Genomic DNA, 16,801 nt, shown 5'->3' with positions numbered 1-16,801 from the left:
AGCTATAATTATAGTAAATCCAGCTCCTCTTTCAGTTTCTTGGTTAAACCTGCACGTATCAAATTATAGGAGTGATCTACAAGCTCGAAGATAAGTGTTTTTTGAAGACTGCCATCTAAGACCATAGTATTCCAGTGCTTTTTATTCATGTGATATCCTGGCAGAATAGTTTCTGGATGTTCTTCCCGAAGACTAATAGCCCTTTCCGGGTCGCATTTTAGATTAACTCTTAAAGGAACCTCATCTAAGGAGGCAATAGTAAAGATCTTACCCATTAACTTAAGAACAAGACTATCCGGCCCAAAAGGCAAACCCTCGGTCACTCCTTTTTTAGAAAGACAATAATCTCTATAAGTTTCGATGTCCATAAGCTCTTCAATTATAATTTTTCAGTTCAACTTGTCGAAGTTTGAAGGATGATTGGTATTCAATCTCCAAGAGATCTCTCGACTCCGCATGAAATGAATTATATTTTCAATTGTCATCCCGACGGGAGGAGGGATCTCTATTAGAAAGACAAAATACCATCAAGGAGATTCCTCCTTCGTCGGAATGACATACAATTGAATTTGATTGTCAGTCTGAGACCTGTGATAAAAAATTATCTAGCGTAAGTTTTTGACGTATGATTGTTTCTAGCTGATTTATCTTATTAAAAACTTCTTTTTTGCAAGTGTAGTGCTTCCACGGCGTAAAATTTTCGAAGCCTTGGAGAAAATTTAGCTGGGGAAGTACGGTTCTAATTATGCGGTAGCATAATTAGAAACACCTACAAAAAAGTGTCCTTTTTTTGGTTCGTTTTTTTGGACACGCAAAAAAATGAACAATCTCAAATATAAAACAAATCATTACCGACTAGAGGGAGCGTTTTCCAAATTCTTGAAATCACCTTAATGATAACAAAAAGCGTATTAAAAATACGCAAAGAATTAGATGTATTAATTATCTATAAATCAGCAAATTATGCAACAAGTCAATGGTAGCATGTCGAAGACTCTTACTAATTACAAAGCACACTTCGATCTCAGTGTGACAAAATTATTTTGAAATCTTCGCTGGCTCTTCTGAAGCTATTTCCAAAGCGGTATAATCTAATTTCCAACCTATGGTCTCCACTATCTTTTCCATCAAGAGAATAGTCCCCAAAGCTTCCTTTGCTGCCTTTTCCAGCAATCCGCTTTGCGGGATCTTATCTACAATGTGTTTTTTTGAATCTCTGCTAATATCGGTAAGATCTGAAGTAGTAAAAGGATTCGCCCAACCTTCGCGCTTATCGTAATATTTAAAATCGGTTTCTACAGTGAGTAGTTCTGGTTTCGGGAAATTGGTAAGTATGATTTTCTTATTTTCAATATCGCTCTCCATCCGCACTTTACTTAAATCGAAACCTACATGTGCTTTTGCGGTGATAAGAATGATCGCTTTTTTCTTTCCCAAAAGCAAGCTTACATACTTCTCTTTAAGGTTTTCATAGTGATAGATCTCAGAAAAATCTCCTTCAACAGAGATAAACTTACAGACGCTCTTAATTTTATCCATCAAGATCACAGATTGCTCATCTGCCCGCGATCTATTTTTATTTTTATTGAGCCTGGCAAAAATAAAATATGCTAAAATAGCTCCTGCTCCCAATCCAATTAAAAGATACTCCATATATCAAATATAATTAAATGCCATTTAATCCTCATGCGGGTTTAATTCCCCGTCCCTTCGGCTCGGGATGCCTCGAATCTTTAAAAGTGTTTTTCTCCCGAAACCTTGGGACGTACCTCATAGGATTGCGCCGAGGTTCTTGGTTTTTTACTCTTAAATTTAGCCCACAATGTTCACGATCTTTCCTGGAACAACGATCACCTTTTTAGGAGCTCTTCCGTCCAATTGCTTCTGGGTACGCTCATCTGCCATCACCGTTTTCTCAATTTCATCTTTCCCCATGTCTAAAGGCAACTCCATAGTGAACCTCATTTTTCCATTAAAGGAAATAGGATAATCCTTGGTGCTTTCTACTAAATAGCTTTCCTCATAAACAGGGTATTCTGCAGTTGTAATAGAAGAATCATGACCTAATTTACTCCAAAGCTCTTCTGCAATATGTGGCGCATAAGGTGCAATTAATATGGCTAAAGGTTCTAACACCTCACGCTGATTACATTTCTGAACCGTTAATTCATTCACACAGATCATAAAAGTAGATACCGAAGTATTAAAGCTGAATTCTTCTATATCTTCTGTGACCTTTTTGATGGTTTTATGAAGAGTTTTCATAGAATCGGCTGAAGCTTTTTCTTCTGAAATATAAAACGAAAACTCCTCTCCTTTTGAGGGGTTGGGGGAGGAATGATACAGCTTCCACATTTTCTTTAAGAAACTATGAACTCCAGTGATTCCAGCTGTGTTCCAAGGTTTTGCTTGCTCTAATGGCCCCAAGAACATCTCATACATACGCAAAGTATCTGCACCATATTGAGAACAGATCTCATCTGGACTCACTACATTGTATTTGGACTTAGACATTTTTTCTACCTCTCTACCAACAATATATTTTCCGTTCTCTAAGATAAATTCAGCATCTGCAAACTCTGGTCGCCAGTTTTTGAAAGCTTCTATATCCAATTCATCTGAAGAGTTGATCATAGCCACATCTGCATGGATAGGTTGTACCGATTTACCCTCTATCAGTCCTTTGGAAACGAAGGTGTTCTCTCCTTCCATTCTATACACCATGGCGCTCATTCCAAGGATCATACCTTGATTGATCAACTTCTTAAATGGCTCTTTTACTGAAACCATTCCGCGGTCATATAAAAATTTCGTCCAAAATCTGGAATATAATAAGTGTCCCGTAGCATGCTCGCTACCACCTATATATAGATCTACATTCTCCCAATAGTTTTGAGCTTCTTCAGAAGTAAATCTTTCTTCATTGTTGGCATCCATATATCTAAAGAAATACCATGAACTCCCCGCCCAACCTGGCATCGTGTTCAATTCTAAAGGATAAACATCCTCCCCGGACCCCTCCAAAGGAGGGGAAACCACCTTATTTAGCTTTGTATTCCAATACCAATCTTTGGCGCGACCTAATGGAGGCTCCCCTTCTTCGGTTGGCAGATATTTTTCTACTTCTGGTAATTTTAAAGGCAAATGTTCATCTTCGATCATTTGCGGCATTCCATTTACATAATACACAGGAAATGGCTCACCCCAATAGCGTTGTCTGGAAAATACTGCATCTCTCAATCTGTAATTGATCTTTCCTTTTCCTGCATTCACTGCTTCCAAGGCTTCAATTGCTTTTTGAGTTGCCTCCTTATAACTTAATCCGCTAAGGAAATCACTGTTTGCAATGATGGTTCCATTTTTTTCTGCGTAAGCCTCCTCAGAAATATCTATTCCCTCAAAGATGTTTGGGATTGGCAATCCGAAATGCTTCGCGAAATCATAATCACGCTGATCTCCACAAGGAACCGACATTACTGCCCCGGTTCCATAACCTGCCAACACGTAATCTCCAATCCAAACAGGGATTTTCTCCCCGCTCAATGGGTGAAGTGCATAAGCTCCAGTAAACACCCCGCTTATGGTCTTTACATCTGCCATTCGCTCACGTTCGCTTCGTTTAGCCGATTTTTCTATATAGGCATTAACCGCCTCTTTTTGTTCTGATGTTGTTATTTCCTGAACCAATTCATGTTCGGGTGCAAGCGTCATGAAGCTAACTCCAAAAATAGTATCGGGTCTGGTTGTGAAAACATCAATCCCCCTAACCCCCGGAGGGGGAACTTGGTAATTAATCAATTCTTTTTCAATTTCTTTTAAAACTGAATCAATATTTCCTATTACTTCTTCATTTGAAAAACGAATAACTTTAAATCCAAGATCATTTAAAATTTTACTTCTTTCTTGATCTTGCTCTCCTTTAGGAAGATGAATTTTGCCATCAACTTCTATAACAAGTTTCTTTGTTAAACATACAAAGTCTACAATGAAGTCTCCAATTAAATGTTGCTGTCTAAATTTAAAACCTACCTTCTTAGTTTTTAATTCCTGCCAAAGAAATTTTTCAGCATCTGTTGGATTATCTCTCATTTTCTTTGCTTTTTCAAGCAACAAATGAGAGTTATTTCCCCCGGTGAGATATCCGGGCTTTGGCTCCCTTCCCTTTGGGAAGGGCTGGGGATGGGATGAGTCTAAGATCTGGAACTTAACCAATGCCCCCTTAGATCTTCCAATCCAGTTGGTTTGAGAATCTTTAAGCGGTTGTGGCCAATCTAAAGTTTCAGAATCATCCAATAATCGTTGAGCATATGCTGAAATACGCATGCTCCATTGTGTCATCTTTTTTCGAACTACAGGAAATCCTCCACGTTCAGAAACCCCATTCACAATTTCATCATTCGCCAGAACAGTTCCTAGTTCCGGACACCAGTTCACTTCAGTTTTAGCTAAATAAGTAAGTCTGTATTTTAAAAGGATCTGTTGTTTTTCTTCAGAAGAATAGCCATTCCATTCATTTGCGGTAAAAGTTTCCACATCCTCATCACAAACTGCATTTACAGTTGCATTCCCTTCCGAAGAAAAAAGAGTTTTTAAGTCTGAAATGTTGCGAGCTTTATCTTCATTTTTATCGTACCAAGATTCAAAAAGTTGAATAAAGATCCATTGCGTCCAACGGTAATAATCTGGTTCGCTGGTGCGCACTTCTCTGCTCCAATCGAATGAAAACCCAATTTGATCTAGCTGCTGGCGGTATCTTTTGATATTATCTTCTGTAGTGATAGCAGGGTGCTGACCAGTTTGAATGGCATATTGCTCTGCCGGTAATCCAAAACTATCGTAACCCTGAGGATGCAATACATTAAAGCCTTTATGGCGCTTGAATCTTGCATAGATATCACTTGCGATATAACCTAGAGGATGCCCAACGTGCAAGCCTGCTCCAGAAGGATAAGGAAACATATCCAGCACATAGAATTTTGGCAGATCGCTTTTGTTCTTTGCTTTAAAAGTTTGGTTCTCTGCCCAATATTTTTGCCACTTGGCCTCAATCTCATTGAAATGGTAACTCATTCTATATTTTTTCTGATTACGCAGTAATACTTCACTGTAATGTGCGCAAATTTACAATTTTATACTTCTTTACCTGTTCTATTTTATTTTGATTCTGCCTGCATTCTTGCTTGATTTTCCATTGGCAGCAAACATTCATAGATAAATTGATTCACTGGAGTCGGGATATTTAATCGGTTCCCTTCTTTAACTATATAACCATTAAAATTCTCCAATTCTGATGGTTTCCCTTCCATGATATCACGCTGTGTTGAAGCAGTGGTTTTTGGATCTAACTTATTTATAACTTCAAATACCACTTTAATATGATCTTCATTTAAGGCAATTCCTTTAGCGTTGGCTACATTTTTAATCTCACCGGCAGTCTTTCTCATAAGATCCATCAAATAAGAACTCTCTCTCATTTCTCCAAGACTAACTCTTGTAAGTCCGCCCAAAGCGCTTATCGTTGTTATGAACAAGAACTTCTTCCAAATTTCAAGATCTATATCTTCTGAAACTATATTAGTAATCTTGGCATCTGAAAATACTTTTTCTAATTTTTGAACTCTTACAGAATTAGAGTTATCTAACTCCCCAAAAGTGATTTTTGGCTCGAAACTTACATGTTTTATTCTTCCTGGAGCCGATACAAAACTTACAATATGGCAGAGCCCGCCCAGAATATTTTCTTTAGGAAGCACTTTCATCAAATTTTCCACATTGCTTGCTCCGTTTTGAAGAGGCAGTACCATCGTGTTTGGATTGATAATGGATTTCAACTCTTTAGCTGCTTCAGGAATCTGCCAAGATTTCAGTCCTAAGATTATTAATTCGGGCGCTTCTACTTCAGTTAAATCATCTGTGACTTTGCTTAGAATAATTTTAAAATTCCCATTGATACTTTCTACCTCTAAACCATTCTTTTTGATTGCTTCCAGATGTTTTCCTCGGGCTATAATACTAACCAAATTACCTGCCTTCGCTAATCTTCCACCAAAATATCCACCTACCCCACCTGCACCATATATCAATATTCTCATAGTAGTAATTTTCGACTAAATTAATCTAATAAGAATAATTTAGAAAGTTTGAACGTTTTAAAGAAAGTGAATGGTTAACTTTCTTATTTTTACACCAAAATCTATAATTACACTATGAGTACATCTTTTGAAAGGTATCAAAAACGCCGATTGATCTCGTCTTATTTTTCTGTAGTTATAAGTATTTCGTTAGTGCTATTTTTATTGGGCCTTTTAGGTCTTTTGGTGCTTAATACCAAGAAAGTAGCCGACCATTTCAAGGAACAGATAGCACTTACAGTATATCTTAAAGACACCGCCAAAGATGTAGAGATCGAACAGCTAAAGAAGAGCTTGGCATTGGCAGAATACACTAAATCTAGCGTGTTTGTTTCTAAAGAAGAGGCTGCAGAAGAACATAGCAAGGAAATAGGTGAGAATTTCATGGAATTCTTGGGCTATAACCCTTTACAAAATTCCATAGATATCCATATGAAAGCAGATTATGTCTCTTCAGATCAAATAGACAAAATTGCTGAAGACTTGACCTCTAAGGGATATGTAGATGAAGTTGTTTACGATAAACCTTTGATTTCGCTTTTAAATGACAACGTTAAAAAAATAAGTTTCTGGATTTTAGTGATAAGTGGAATCTTCACTTTTATCGCTGTTCTGTTGATCAATAGTTCTATCAGATTGGCTGTTTATTCTAAGCGATTTATTATTAAGACCATGCAAATGGTTGGAGCTACCAAAAGTTTTATTCGCAGGCCTTTTATTTTACAAAGTGTGAAATTGGGAATTATTGGAGCCGTTTTAGCCTTAATGGGTATGGCTGCAGTACTTTATTATTTGAATGACAGCTTCCCTGAACTGGAATTGTTAAGTGATAAAAAAATATTAATAGCATTGTTTGTTGGCATTTTTCTAATGGGATCGCTTATCTCATGGTTAAGTACCTTTTTTGCAACCTCTAGATTCTTGAATCTTAAAACAGACGAACTGTATTATTAAATAGATCTCTGGAAATAAGTTGGTGATTTTAGCTAATTTTGAAGCAGATAAATTAATGCATAAGCGAATCGACTTATAAAACATTAGTGCATTCGTGGCCAAGTTTAGATAATTAAAACATTACACATGAGCAAGATCAAAAAACCATTTCATAAGCAGGACCTCAACTTTGTTTTCGGGAAAAAGAATTACACCTTCATGTTTATTGGTTTAGCGGTAATTGCCCTTGGTTTTATCTTAATGTCTGGCGGCGGTAGTACAGATCCAAATGTATTTAATCCAGAGATTTATAACTTCCGGAGAATCCGCTTAGCACCTGCATTAGTTTTAATTGGTTTTGGAATAGAAGTTTACGCCATCTTATTAAATCCCAACAAAAAATAATTTACTTTGAACGAATTTGACGCCGTAATCCTTGGAATCATTCAAGGACTTACCGAATTTTTGCCTGTTTCTTCAAGTGGGCACTTAGAAATTGGAAAAGCCATTCTTGGAGACGACAGTATTCCTAGCGAATCTTTACTTTTTACAGTGGTATTACATGCCGCTACTGCTCTTAGTACCATTGTGGTTTTTAGAAAAGATATTTTAGAAATTTTCAAAGGTCTTTTTCAATTTAAATGGAACGAGCAAACTCAGTTTTCATTAAAAATAATCCTTTCCATGATCCCGGCAGCAGTAGTGGGACTTCTTTTTGAAGAAGAAATGGAAGTGCTCTTTGGAGGAAATATACTTCTGGTAGGTTTTATGCTTATTATAACTGCACTATTATTATGGCTGGCAGATAAAGCTAAAAATACAGAAAAACCTGTGAGCTTTAGAAATGCATTTGTAATAGGAATTTCTCAAGCTATTGCAATTTTACCAGGTATTTCGAGGTCTGGAGCAACAATCTCTACTTCGGTCTTATTAGGAAACGACAAAGCAAAAGCAGCGAGATTTTCTTTTTTAATGGTAGTGCCATTGATCTTAGGAAAAATTGCAAAAGATGTTCTTAGTGGAGATCTCTCTGAAAGCTCTACAGAACCCTCAATTCTAATTATAGGCTTTATAGCTGCTTTCTTAGCAGGATTGGTTGCATGTACCTGGATGATAAAATTAGTAAAGAACAGCAAGCTTTCTTACTTTGCTATCTATTGTTTGATCGTTGGAATAATCGCTATAGGATTTGGATATGCAAACTAAACCCTTCACTCCAGAAGAATTTAAAGAAGGACAAATTCTGTTGTTTGACAAACCATTAGGTTGGACTTCTTTTCAATTAGTAAACAAGGTGCGTTGGCTTATTCGCCAAAGCTGCAAAATAAAAAAAATTAAAGTTGGCCATGCAGGCACTTTAGATCCTTTAGCTTCTGGTCTACTTATAATTTGCACGGGGAAATTCACCAAACGAATAGAAGAATTTCAAGGCCAAGAAAAAGAATACACCGGTACCTTTACTTTAGGAGGCACAACGCCATCCTATGATCTGGAAACAGAGATTGATCAAACTTTTGAGATCGATCATATTTCCGAAGAAGATATTAATGAGGCAACAAAAGGCTTCCTTGGGGAGATCTCACAAGTTCCACCAGTATTTTCAGCCTTAAAAAAGAATGGAAAACGTCTTTATGAATATGCCAGAAATGGAGAAGATGTGGAAATTCCATCCAGAAAAGTAACTATTTCAGCATTTGAGATCACAAATGTTGAAATGCCAAAAGTCGAGTTTAGAGTAGCTTGTAGTAAAGGAACCTATATTAGAAGCCTTGCGCATGATTTTGGAAAAGCCTTTAATTCCGGAGCACATCTTTCCACCTTAAGAAGAACTAAGATTGGCACTTTTAATGTAGATGATTCTTTAGATATTGCATCTTTTGAAAAATTGCTACCTTAATCCCAGAATAATTATAAGTTTTCGAAGTTTAAACTCTATGGATTTTTTTGACAGACATAAAGCCTTGATCATCACTCTTTTGTTTTTTGCTGTATTATTTTTGAGCTTATTTAATTTAAATCTCTCCAATAATATTCAAAAAGAACGAGAGCTATTAGTGGATCTCGATAGTTTTAAAATTGAAGAAGCTTTAGAAGAAGAAAAGGAACCAGAAGAATTGGTGCCCACGAAAGCTCGGGAGAATGTTGAAACCCATCAAGCCTTCAACCAAAATCAAGAAGCAAGAGATGCTAATTTTAACGATCAATTAAACGAGATCTTTCAGAAAAACAGCGCTGCCGAATTAGAATCTTCAGATGAGAATGCGTCCAACACTGTTGGTAGTTATAATCTCGCTTCAGCAAAGAAGAAAGAACCAAAAAAACAATCTGATGGGAATAATTCTTCAGAAATTAAATCTGTTCAGAAAGGCGGAATAGATAATAGTTCTATTTCATATTCCCTAAGAGGTCGTACAGCTATAGAGATTCCAAATCCTATTTACACCTGCGACAGATCTGGAAAAGTGGTGATTAATATCACTGTTAATCAAGATGGGCGGGTTATTTCCACAAGTGTCAACAAAGGAAGTTCTTCTACTAATAATGAATGTTTGACAGATCAGGCTGAGGAATACGCGAATCAGGCATATTTTAGCTCGATGCCGGGACGTTCTTCCCAATTGGGAACAATTACCTATAATTTTAAGCCTTAAGTAGTATGAGCGACAAGAAACGTTGTGGTTGGTGCATGGGCGATCCATTATATGAAGCCTATCACGACGAAGAATGGGGTGTTCCGGTTTATGATGATGCAACTATTTTTGAATTCTTGGTTTTAGAAACTTTTCAGGCAGGCTTAAGTTGGATCACTATTCTTCGGAAAAGAGAAAATTTCAGAAAAGCCTTTGATGATTTCAACTATAAAAAGATTGCGAATTATTCTGAAGAAAAAATTCAGGAGCTTTTGCAAGATGCTGGAATTATTCGGAATAAGCTAAAAGTTAGAAGCACAGTTACCAATGCGCAGTTATTTATAAAAATTCAGGAAGAGTTTGGCAGCTTTAGCAACTATATATGGGGATTTGTAGATGGAAATCCTATTCAAAATGCTGTGGTAGATTATAAAAAAGCACCTCCTACTACCCCAATAAGTGATGCCCTAAGCAAAGATCTAAAAAAACGAGGATTCAAATTTGTGGGTTCCACAGTGATTTATGCCCACATGCAAGCTACGGGGATGATAAACGACCATGAAGTGGATTGTTTTAGATATAACGAAGTTTAAACAGAGAATTCTAGATGAAAACCAAATTTGTTAGAAATTTACTTTTCTTCCTGTCCTTGTGTGTTGCGATCTTCACTATACTGCCAACATTGTTCCCTAATATTTGGTGGATAGATCTAATGTCTCATTTCCGGGTTCAGTACTTAGTTGTATTAGTATTGATTTTGCTTTTTATGGTATTGGTGGGGCTTCAAAGAAATAAAACACCCTTAATAATTCTAGTTCTCCTTTTCATTTGGAATGCAATCTATGTAGTTCCTTTATATATTTCTCCTGCGATTGTTTCTGAAAATACTGAACAAGAATTAACAATTCTTTCCATAAATCTTTTATCCTCAAACACTAATTCCACTGAAGTTTTAGAGTTAATTGAAGAGAAAGATCCTGATATTTTGGTTTTAATGGAATTGACACCTCATTGGGAAAATCAATTAAATGAAGTTTTTAAATCCTATCCATTTCACGAAGTAAAACAAAGAAATGATAATTTTGGAATTGCTTTATTTAGCAAAATAAAAATGAGTTCTTCTGTTATTTATTTTGAAAACAGCTCTAAATCATCTATCAAAGCAGATTTAGTTTTTGGTGATAAACCACTCAGCATATTAGCCACTCATCCTGTTCCTCCTATTAGTCCAAGAACTTTTGATTCAAGAAATAGTCAATTACAAGATATTGGTAGAAAACGGGATAGCTTTTCAGAGAATTTTATCCTGATAGGAGATCTAAACACTTCTTCTTTTTCATCGCATTTTAGAGACCTTCTTACTAATGCGAATCTAGTAGATTCTAGAAATGGATTCGGAGTAGCTACCACATGGCCAGCCGATTTTTACCCATTAAGAACCACCTTAGATCATTGTTTAATTGGGGGAGAACTTAAGGTTTTAGAAAGAGAAACAGCAAAAAATATTGGGTCAGATCATTTACCTATTTTCTTAAAAATTGGAATTTAATTCCTCATTGGGGGTTTAAATTCCCGAGGTTCTTGATTTTTTTGAAAGATCTTATTTCAAATAATCCAAAAACTCTTTCCTAGGAATTTCAGTAGCTCCCAAACTATTTAAATGTTCCGTATAGATCTGGCAATCTATAAGGGAAACTCCTTCAGCTTTCAATTTTCTTACATACCTGATAAATCCGTATTTGGAGGCATTGCTAACTTTAGCGAACATACTTTCTCCGCAGAAGACTTTTTTCTCTTTCAGGTAAATACCATACAGTCCGCCAACCAATTCATCATTTTGCCAGACCTCAACAGATTGAACTATTCCCAAATGATGAAGCTTCAAATAGGCATCTTTGATCTGCTGCGTGATCCAGGTCCCATTCTGCCCATCACGTTTAATTACAGCACAGTTTTCTATTACGGCCATAAAATCCTGATTATAGGTAACCTGAAACGCTTCCTTTTTGATCAGCTGTCGCATACTCTTGGAAACTTTTAAATTTTCAGGAAACAACACCATTCTAGGGTCTGGGCTCCACCAAAGAATAGGCTCCGAGGAATCATACCAGGGAAAGATACCGTGATTATATGCATCTAAAAGCCGTTCCACTGAAAGGTCTCCTCCCATTGCGAGAAGCCCGTCTGGGTTTGCAAATTCCACGGGTGGAAATTTTTGATATGGAATTGAAGAACTCAAAATTCTAGGGTACTAATAATTGGATTAATTCAATTTAGCAAATAAAAAGAAAAGCTTAGCTTCTTAATTTAAGATGCTAAGCTTTAAACATATGATATTCTTGAGGTCTTAGACCTTAGAAAGGTAAATCGTCGTAATCTTCATCTTTAAGATCTTGAGCAGGCTCAAATTGATCTGCAGGTGGAGGAGTTTGACCTGGAGCAGCACTACCAGCTTGCAAATTCTCTATTCTCCAACCTTGAATAGAATTAAAATATTTAGTTTCTCCCTGAGGATTCACCCATTCCCGACCTCTTAGGTTGACTCCAATTTTTACTGGTTGTCCAACCTGGTAGTTATTCAATAGGTCTGTTTTATCTTGTACAAACTCCACCATGATATGTTGTGGATACTGCTCTTCAGTTGTCACAACAAGCTCTCTTTTTCTAAATCCATTACTTCCAAATGTTTGGGTTTCACCAATCATTTTTATTTTTCCTTCTACTTCCATTTTAATTTGATTTTGCTAATAATATTTTCCAGGCTTTTGCCGGATCTTCTTTCTCTAAATATTCTTGTGCTTGCATATGGATCTTTTTAAGATCCCCAGATTTCACCAAACTCGAGGCATTACTATCCTCATTTATAAATGCATTTATTTCTTCTGCGGAAGGTAAAACTTCTACATTCCCAAGTTTACCAAGATCATTCCCTGTTAGAAATTTACTATTTCTAATTTCCTGCGGAATTTGATCTACACCTATCCCGAGAGAAGACAATGGTTTAGGCACTTCAAAAAGACCCATATTGGCTCTGGTATACCAATTTCCTCCCATTCTCGCTACCTGATCTATTTTATGCTGATCTATAAAACCTTCAGCATCTAAAATAGCTTCATCAAAATGCATTTTTACTACTTCACAAATCACTAAATTTCCTGCTCCACCTTCTTCCCCAAGCTCCTTTACTTCTAGGATCTTACACTCGAACTGGGCAGGAGACTCTGCAACTCTAAAAGGTTTTACCATATCAGATTTCAGCATAGTAAAACCAGCTTTTTCAAACTCATTAACCCCTTCAGGGTATTCTGTGCTGGAAAGTGACATTTGTTGTACGATCTTATAATCTACAATATTAATCACCACTTCCTTGGTTGCTTTTGCATTCAAATAAGTATGCTTAACAGTATTATCGCGACCCCTTCTCGCAGGAGAGAAGATCAAGATTGGCGGGTTAGCACTAAACACATTAAAAAAACTGAATGGTGACAAGTTTGGCTTACCATTTTCGTCCAATGTACTTGCAAATGCAATGGGTCTTGGACCTATTGCTCCCAGCAAATATTGATGTCTTTTACCTGTACTAATTTCATTAGGATCTATAGATAGCATTCAGCGATTTTTCACAAAGGTAACGAATAGCCTTAGGAATGAAAAACCGTATTTCAACAATAATATCAACAGAAAACGGTTATATTTAAATCCTTCTAAATAAGGCTTCATGAATTTTACAAACGAACGAAACTTTGCACGTTGGTTCATTATTATCTCCTCCCTACTCATTGTAGCGCTTATTTTATGGAACACCTCCATTTTTTTTGAACGCTTAAAACAGGATGAGCGAGATAAAATGGAATTATGGACTGCAGCACAGGCATTTCTAGATAAAGCCACCGGGGACACTGATATCGATCTCACTTTGAGAATTCTTAATACCAACACTACTATCCCTACCATTTGGATAAATGAAAAGGGGGAAATTGTAGACGGATTAAATATTCCTATAGAAACAAGGGGAAATCAAAAGAAACTGGATGAATATTTCAGCGAATTAAAGTCGGAAAATGAGCCTATAGAAATGGTTTTGGGGAAAAATCAAGTTCATAAGATCTACTATGGAGATTCGCCGCTGCTCACAAAGATCAAATATTATCCTATTGGATTATTACTTATTATATTTCTGTTTATAGGGGTTGTCTATTTCTTTTACACCACCACAAAATCTAGCGAGCAAAATAAATTATGGGCGGGAATGGCAAAAGAAACCGCGCACCAAATAGGTACACCATTATCATCTTTAATTGGATGGACAGAAATTCTGAAAGAAGAAAATGTTAACAAGTCCTATATTTCTGAAATTGAAAAGGATATAGAAAGATTACGAACCATTACCGATAGGTTCTCTAAAATTGGTTCTACTCCTATACTCTCTGAAACCGATATTGTTATTGCGATTAAGGAGAGTTATAATTATCTTTTTACCCGAAGTTCCCGACTCATCAACTTTAAACTTTCTACACCGCACAGCCCTATTTATGTAAATTTAAATGAATCTCTATTTAGTTGGACCATAGAGAACCTGGTAAGGAATGCTATTGATGCTATGAAAGGAAAAGGAAATCTTGATATACAAATAAAGCAGGATCCACATTGGGTTTATATTTACATAAAAGATAGCGGAAAGGGGATCCCAAAAAGTAAGTACTATACTATTTTTAATCCGGGATTTACCACAAAAAAGAGAGGTTGGGGGCTTGGGCTTTCACTTTCCAAACGAATTGTGGAAGAATATCATAATGGAAAGATCAAGGTTTATGAAAGTGAACTTAATAAGGGATCAACTTTCCAAATAGCCCTGAGAAAGATTCAATAATTCTTCATGATTGCCCTAAGATTATCCGGGATGGTGTAAGTTTTATTCAAATTAAAATCGAAGCAAACAGCAATATCACGACCCTCGGCACAAACTTCCATGTCTTCATTCAAAATAATATGATCTAGACCAAAACTGCTATTCTTAATAAATGCCAGTTTTGTTTTTACAATGGCAGTTCCAGGATAATATAAAGATTTTTTAAAATCGCAATGTGTAGATACCACCATTGGCCCTCTATGCGTAGCTTCATAAATTTCAGTTAGTCCAGTTGCTTCCCAAAAAAGCGCTCTTCCTGTTTGCATGAATCTGATAAATGTCAGATTATTTACATGTTTATACATGTCCAGATCACTCCAGTCTATCCTTAAGTCTATACTAAGTTTATAATCTGAATGATCCATTATAAATTCTCCTTGATCTCTTCTGCTAATCTCGATAATTGATCATGTGAAAAATTCAACTTTTTACCGAAGTCCATATCCTTCATTTTATTTAGTGGAATTAAATGAACATGTACATGTGGTACTTCCAGCCCAATCACTGCCATTCCCACTCGTTTACAAGGAACCGCTTCTTCTAGAGCCATTGCTACCTTTTTGGAAAAACTCATTAATTCCATATAGGTTTCGTCATCTAATTCAAACAATTTATCAACTTCCTCTTTTGGAATACATAAAGTGTGTCCTTTTGCATTAGGATTAATGTCTAAGAAAGCAAGAAATTTATCGGTTTCGGCAATCTTATAAGAGGGAAGTTCCCCGCTGATGATTTTAGAAAAAATTGTAGACATAACTATTGTTGTATATATTAAAATTGAAAAACCTTTTCATGGTATCTCTTAAAAGACACAGAAAAGGTTATATGTTTTTTTATTTAAAATTAAAATCATTCTCTCCAGATCTCAAGTACTTCAAATTCCATGGTACCATTAGGAACACTAATTTCTGCAGTATCTCCCACCTGTTTTCCCAGTAATCCTTTTCCAATTGGTGATTCAACAGAAATCTTACCGGTTTTAATATCGGCTTCACTTTGAGCCACCAACTTATAGGTCATTTCTGATCCGTTGGTTTTATTTTTAATTTTAACCAAGGAGTGAACTAAAGCTTTTGAAATGTCCAACTGAGATTCATCTATAACTCGTGCATTAGAGGCCACTTCTTCCATTTTAGCAATTCTCATTTCTAATAATCCCTGTGCTTCTTTTGCTGCATCATATTCTGCATTCTCACTCAAATCTCCCTTATCGCGAGCTTCAGCAATTGCTTCAGATGCTTTAGGACGCTCGACATCCCTTAATTGATTAAGTTCATCTTTCAGCTTTTTTAAACCTTCAAGTGTATAATAAGATACTTTACTCATAATTTTCTCGTTTATCAATAGCAGTTACAGGAATTCACCTCACACTCCTCATTACCTATAACTGTATCGTGATTTTATATATTCCAAACTCCAAAAGTAATAGGGTTTGGAGAACCTAATTTAGGCCTGTTTTATATGCGTTTAAATTTCAAAATCTTGCTAATAAATACAAAAAATCCCACATAAGACGGGATTTATATACACAAATATAATAAATTTAAATTTTGAAAGCAATATATTTCTTAAGCCCAAAATCCAATTAAAATGATCCAAAAAATTTGTAGTTTATTAATGCTACTATTCGTCTTTAACTCTTGCAGTACCAATGCTGACGATAGAATAGATAATCCCAATTTAATAAATGTGAGTTTTAGATTGAATCTTGATTTAAACTTACCAGAATATAACGCTTTAAATTTTCCCGGAAATAGTTATTCTACTTATAATACCGGGATTAATGGTGTAGTTGTTTATAACATTAATAACTCTCAGTTCACTGCTTTTGAATTAAGCGATCCCAACCACCCTTTAAGTGAATGTTCAACTTTGCGAGTAGAGGGAGTTATTGCTAATTGTGATTGTGATGATGGCAACAGTTATAACATTCTAACGGGGGAGCTTACTAACGGGAGTGGCCAATACACCATGAAACCCTATAGGATAAGTAAAAATGGAAATACTTTAGAGGTATTTAACTAAAGCATTTTTTATAAAAAATATAAGTCGCCATTCTAAATTAAGAATGACGACTTTTTTTGTGCATCAATCTTGAAAATTGATCCCTACCGCACAAAATTCTTTTTATTATATGAGAATCTTCTAGGTTTGCCCCGATATTTCGGAATGAAAATACTTTTAAAATTTTTGAGTTA

At 35.9% G+C, this 16,801-nt stretch carries 19 protein-coding genes; 9 read left to right on the top strand and 10 right to left on the bottom strand.

Annotated features, from left to right (window positions below; all coding sequences use genetic code 11):
* Positions 1 to 8: 8 nt before the first annotated feature.
* The 4 genes from ES724_RS09520 to ES724_RS09505 all read right to left on the bottom strand — a co-directional run bounded on the left by ES724_RS09520 (position 9) and on the right by ES724_RS09505 (position 6,092).
* The gene (locus ES724_RS09520; RefSeq protein WP_146932437.1) at positions 9 to 368 is read right to left on the bottom strand and encodes an MmcQ/YjbR family DNA-binding protein; all 360 of its coding nucleotides are present in this window, start codon (positions 366 to 368) and stop codon (positions 9 to 11) included.
* A gap of 670 nt (positions 369 to 1,038) precedes the next feature.
* Complete coding sequence (locus ES724_RS09515; RefSeq protein ID WP_146932436.1) at positions 1,039 to 1,653, bottom strand: DUF4230 domain-containing protein; 615 nt, start codon at positions 1,651 to 1,653, stop codon at positions 1,039 to 1,041.
* A gap of 159 nt (positions 1,654 to 1,812) precedes the next feature.
* The gene (leuS, locus tag ES724_RS09510; protein WP_146932435.1) at positions 1,813 to 5,070 is read right to left on the bottom strand and encodes a leucine--tRNA ligase; all 3,258 of its coding nucleotides are present in this window, start codon (positions 5,068 to 5,070) and stop codon (positions 1,813 to 1,815) included.
* Positions 5,071 to 5,153: 83 nt separating this feature from the next.
* Positions 5,154 to 6,092 (bottom strand): ketopantoate reductase family protein, encoded by a 939-nt coding sequence (locus tag ES724_RS09505; RefSeq protein WP_146932434.1) that lies wholly within the window; start codon positions 6,090 to 6,092, stop codon positions 5,154 to 5,156.
* A gap of 114 nt (positions 6,093 to 6,206) precedes the next feature.
* Between ES724_RS09505 and ES724_RS09500 the strand changes: the two genes are divergently transcribed.
* The 7 genes from ES724_RS09500 (at position 6,207) to ES724_RS09470 (ending at position 11,243) form a co-directional block, all read left to right on the top strand.
* Positions 6,207 to 7,085, top strand: coding sequence for a cell division protein FtsX (locus ES724_RS09500; RefSeq protein WP_146932433.1), 879 nt, complete (start codon positions 6,207 to 6,209; stop codon positions 7,083 to 7,085).
* Between the two features lie 126 nt (positions 7,086 to 7,211).
* Positions 7,212 to 7,469 (top strand): DUF3098 domain-containing protein, encoded by a 258-nt coding sequence (locus ES724_RS09495; RefSeq protein WP_026836613.1) that lies wholly within the window; start codon positions 7,212 to 7,214, stop codon positions 7,467 to 7,469.
* Between the two features lie 6 nt (positions 7,470 to 7,475).
* Positions 7,476 to 8,270: an undecaprenyl-diphosphate phosphatase gene (locus tag ES724_RS09490; protein ID WP_146932432.1), complete on the top strand. Its 795-nt coding sequence runs from the start codon at positions 7,476 to 7,478 to the stop codon at positions 8,268 to 8,270.
* Positions 8,260 to 8,961 carry a tRNA pseudouridine(55) synthase TruB gene (gene truB, locus ES724_RS09485; RefSeq protein WP_146932431.1) on the top strand — a complete coding sequence of 234 codons (702 nt, stop codon included), beginning with the start codon at positions 8,260 to 8,262 and terminating at the stop codon, positions 8,959 to 8,961. The genes ES724_RS09490 and truB overlap by 11 nt, the downstream gene beginning before the upstream one ends.
* A gap of 37 nt (positions 8,962 to 8,998) precedes the next feature.
* Entirely contained in the window at positions 8,999 to 9,715 is a 717-nt protein-coding gene (locus ES724_RS09480) for an energy transducer TonB family protein (protein ID WP_146932430.1), read from the top strand.
* Positions 9,716 to 9,720: 5 nt separating this feature from the next.
* A complete protein-coding gene (locus ES724_RS09475; RefSeq protein ID WP_146932429.1) occupies positions 9,721 to 10,287 on the top strand; it encodes a DNA-3-methyladenine glycosylase I in 567 nt (188 codons plus the stop codon).
* A gap of 14 nt (positions 10,288 to 10,301) precedes the next feature.
* Entirely contained in the window at positions 10,302 to 11,243 is a 942-nt protein-coding gene (locus tag ES724_RS09470) for an endonuclease/exonuclease/phosphatase family protein (protein WP_146932427.1), read from the top strand.
* A gap of 51 nt (positions 11,244 to 11,294) precedes the next feature.
* Here the strand turns inward: ES724_RS09470 and aat are convergent, their stop codons facing one another.
* The 3 genes from aat to ES724_RS09455 all read right to left on the bottom strand — a co-directional run bounded on the left by aat (position 11,295) and on the right by ES724_RS09455 (position 13,303).
* Entirely contained in the window at positions 11,295 to 11,864 is a 570-nt protein-coding gene (gene aat / locus ES724_RS09465) for a leucyl/phenylalanyl-tRNA--protein transferase (RefSeq protein WP_246136855.1), read from the bottom strand.
* 184 nt (positions 11,865 to 12,048) lie between these two features.
* Positions 12,049 to 12,423 (bottom strand): DUF3127 domain-containing protein, encoded by a 375-nt coding sequence (locus tag ES724_RS09460; RefSeq protein ID WP_146932423.1) that lies wholly within the window; start codon positions 12,421 to 12,423, stop codon positions 12,049 to 12,051.
* A gap of 1 nt (position 12,424) precedes the next feature.
* A complete protein-coding gene (locus ES724_RS09455) occupies positions 12,425 to 13,303 on the bottom strand; it encodes a flavin reductase family protein (protein ID WP_146932421.1) in 879 nt (292 codons plus the stop codon).
* A gap of 109 nt (positions 13,304 to 13,412) precedes the next feature.
* On the opposite strand from ES724_RS09455, the gene ES724_RS09450 reads away from it, so the two are divergent.
* On the top strand, positions 13,413 to 14,564 hold the full coding sequence (locus tag ES724_RS09450) for a sensor histidine kinase (protein WP_146932419.1): 1,152 nt from the start codon (positions 13,413 to 13,415) through the stop codon (positions 14,562 to 14,564).
* Here the strand turns inward: ES724_RS09450 and ES724_RS09445 are convergent.
* The 3 genes from ES724_RS09445 to greA all read right to left on the bottom strand — a co-directional run bounded on the left by ES724_RS09445 (position 14,558) and on the right by greA (position 15,929).
* Positions 14,558 to 14,968: an acyl-CoA thioesterase gene (locus tag ES724_RS09445; RefSeq protein WP_146932417.1), complete on the bottom strand. Its 411-nt coding sequence runs from the start codon at positions 14,966 to 14,968 to the stop codon at positions 14,558 to 14,560. The genes ES724_RS09450 and ES724_RS09445 overlap by 7 nt on opposite strands.
* On the bottom strand, positions 14,968 to 15,357 hold the full coding sequence (locus ES724_RS09440; RefSeq protein WP_146932415.1) for an HIT family protein: 390 nt from the start codon (positions 15,355 to 15,357) through the stop codon (positions 14,968 to 14,970). Before ES724_RS09440 ends, ES724_RS09445 begins: the two co-directional genes overlap by 1 nt.
* 95 nt (positions 15,358 to 15,452) lie before the next feature.
* Entirely contained in the window at positions 15,453 to 15,929 is a 477-nt protein-coding gene (gene greA, locus ES724_RS09435) for a transcription elongation factor GreA (RefSeq protein WP_146932413.1), read from the bottom strand.
* A gap of 264 nt (positions 15,930 to 16,193) precedes the next feature.
* On the opposite strand from greA, the gene ES724_RS09430 reads away from it, so the two are divergent.
* Positions 16,194 to 16,628 (top strand): hypothetical protein, encoded by a 435-nt coding sequence (locus ES724_RS09430; RefSeq protein WP_146932411.1) that lies wholly within the window; start codon positions 16,194 to 16,196, stop codon positions 16,626 to 16,628.
* Positions 16,629 to 16,801: the final 173 nt, after the last annotated feature.

Source organism: Gillisia hiemivivida (assembly GCF_007997295.1).
Classification (GTDB): Bacteria; Bacteroidota; Bacteroidia; order Flavobacteriales; family Flavobacteriaceae; genus Gillisia; species Gillisia hiemivivida.
Note: the sequence above shows the minus strand (reverse complement) of the source record. Positions and strands in the feature narration are given on the sequence as shown.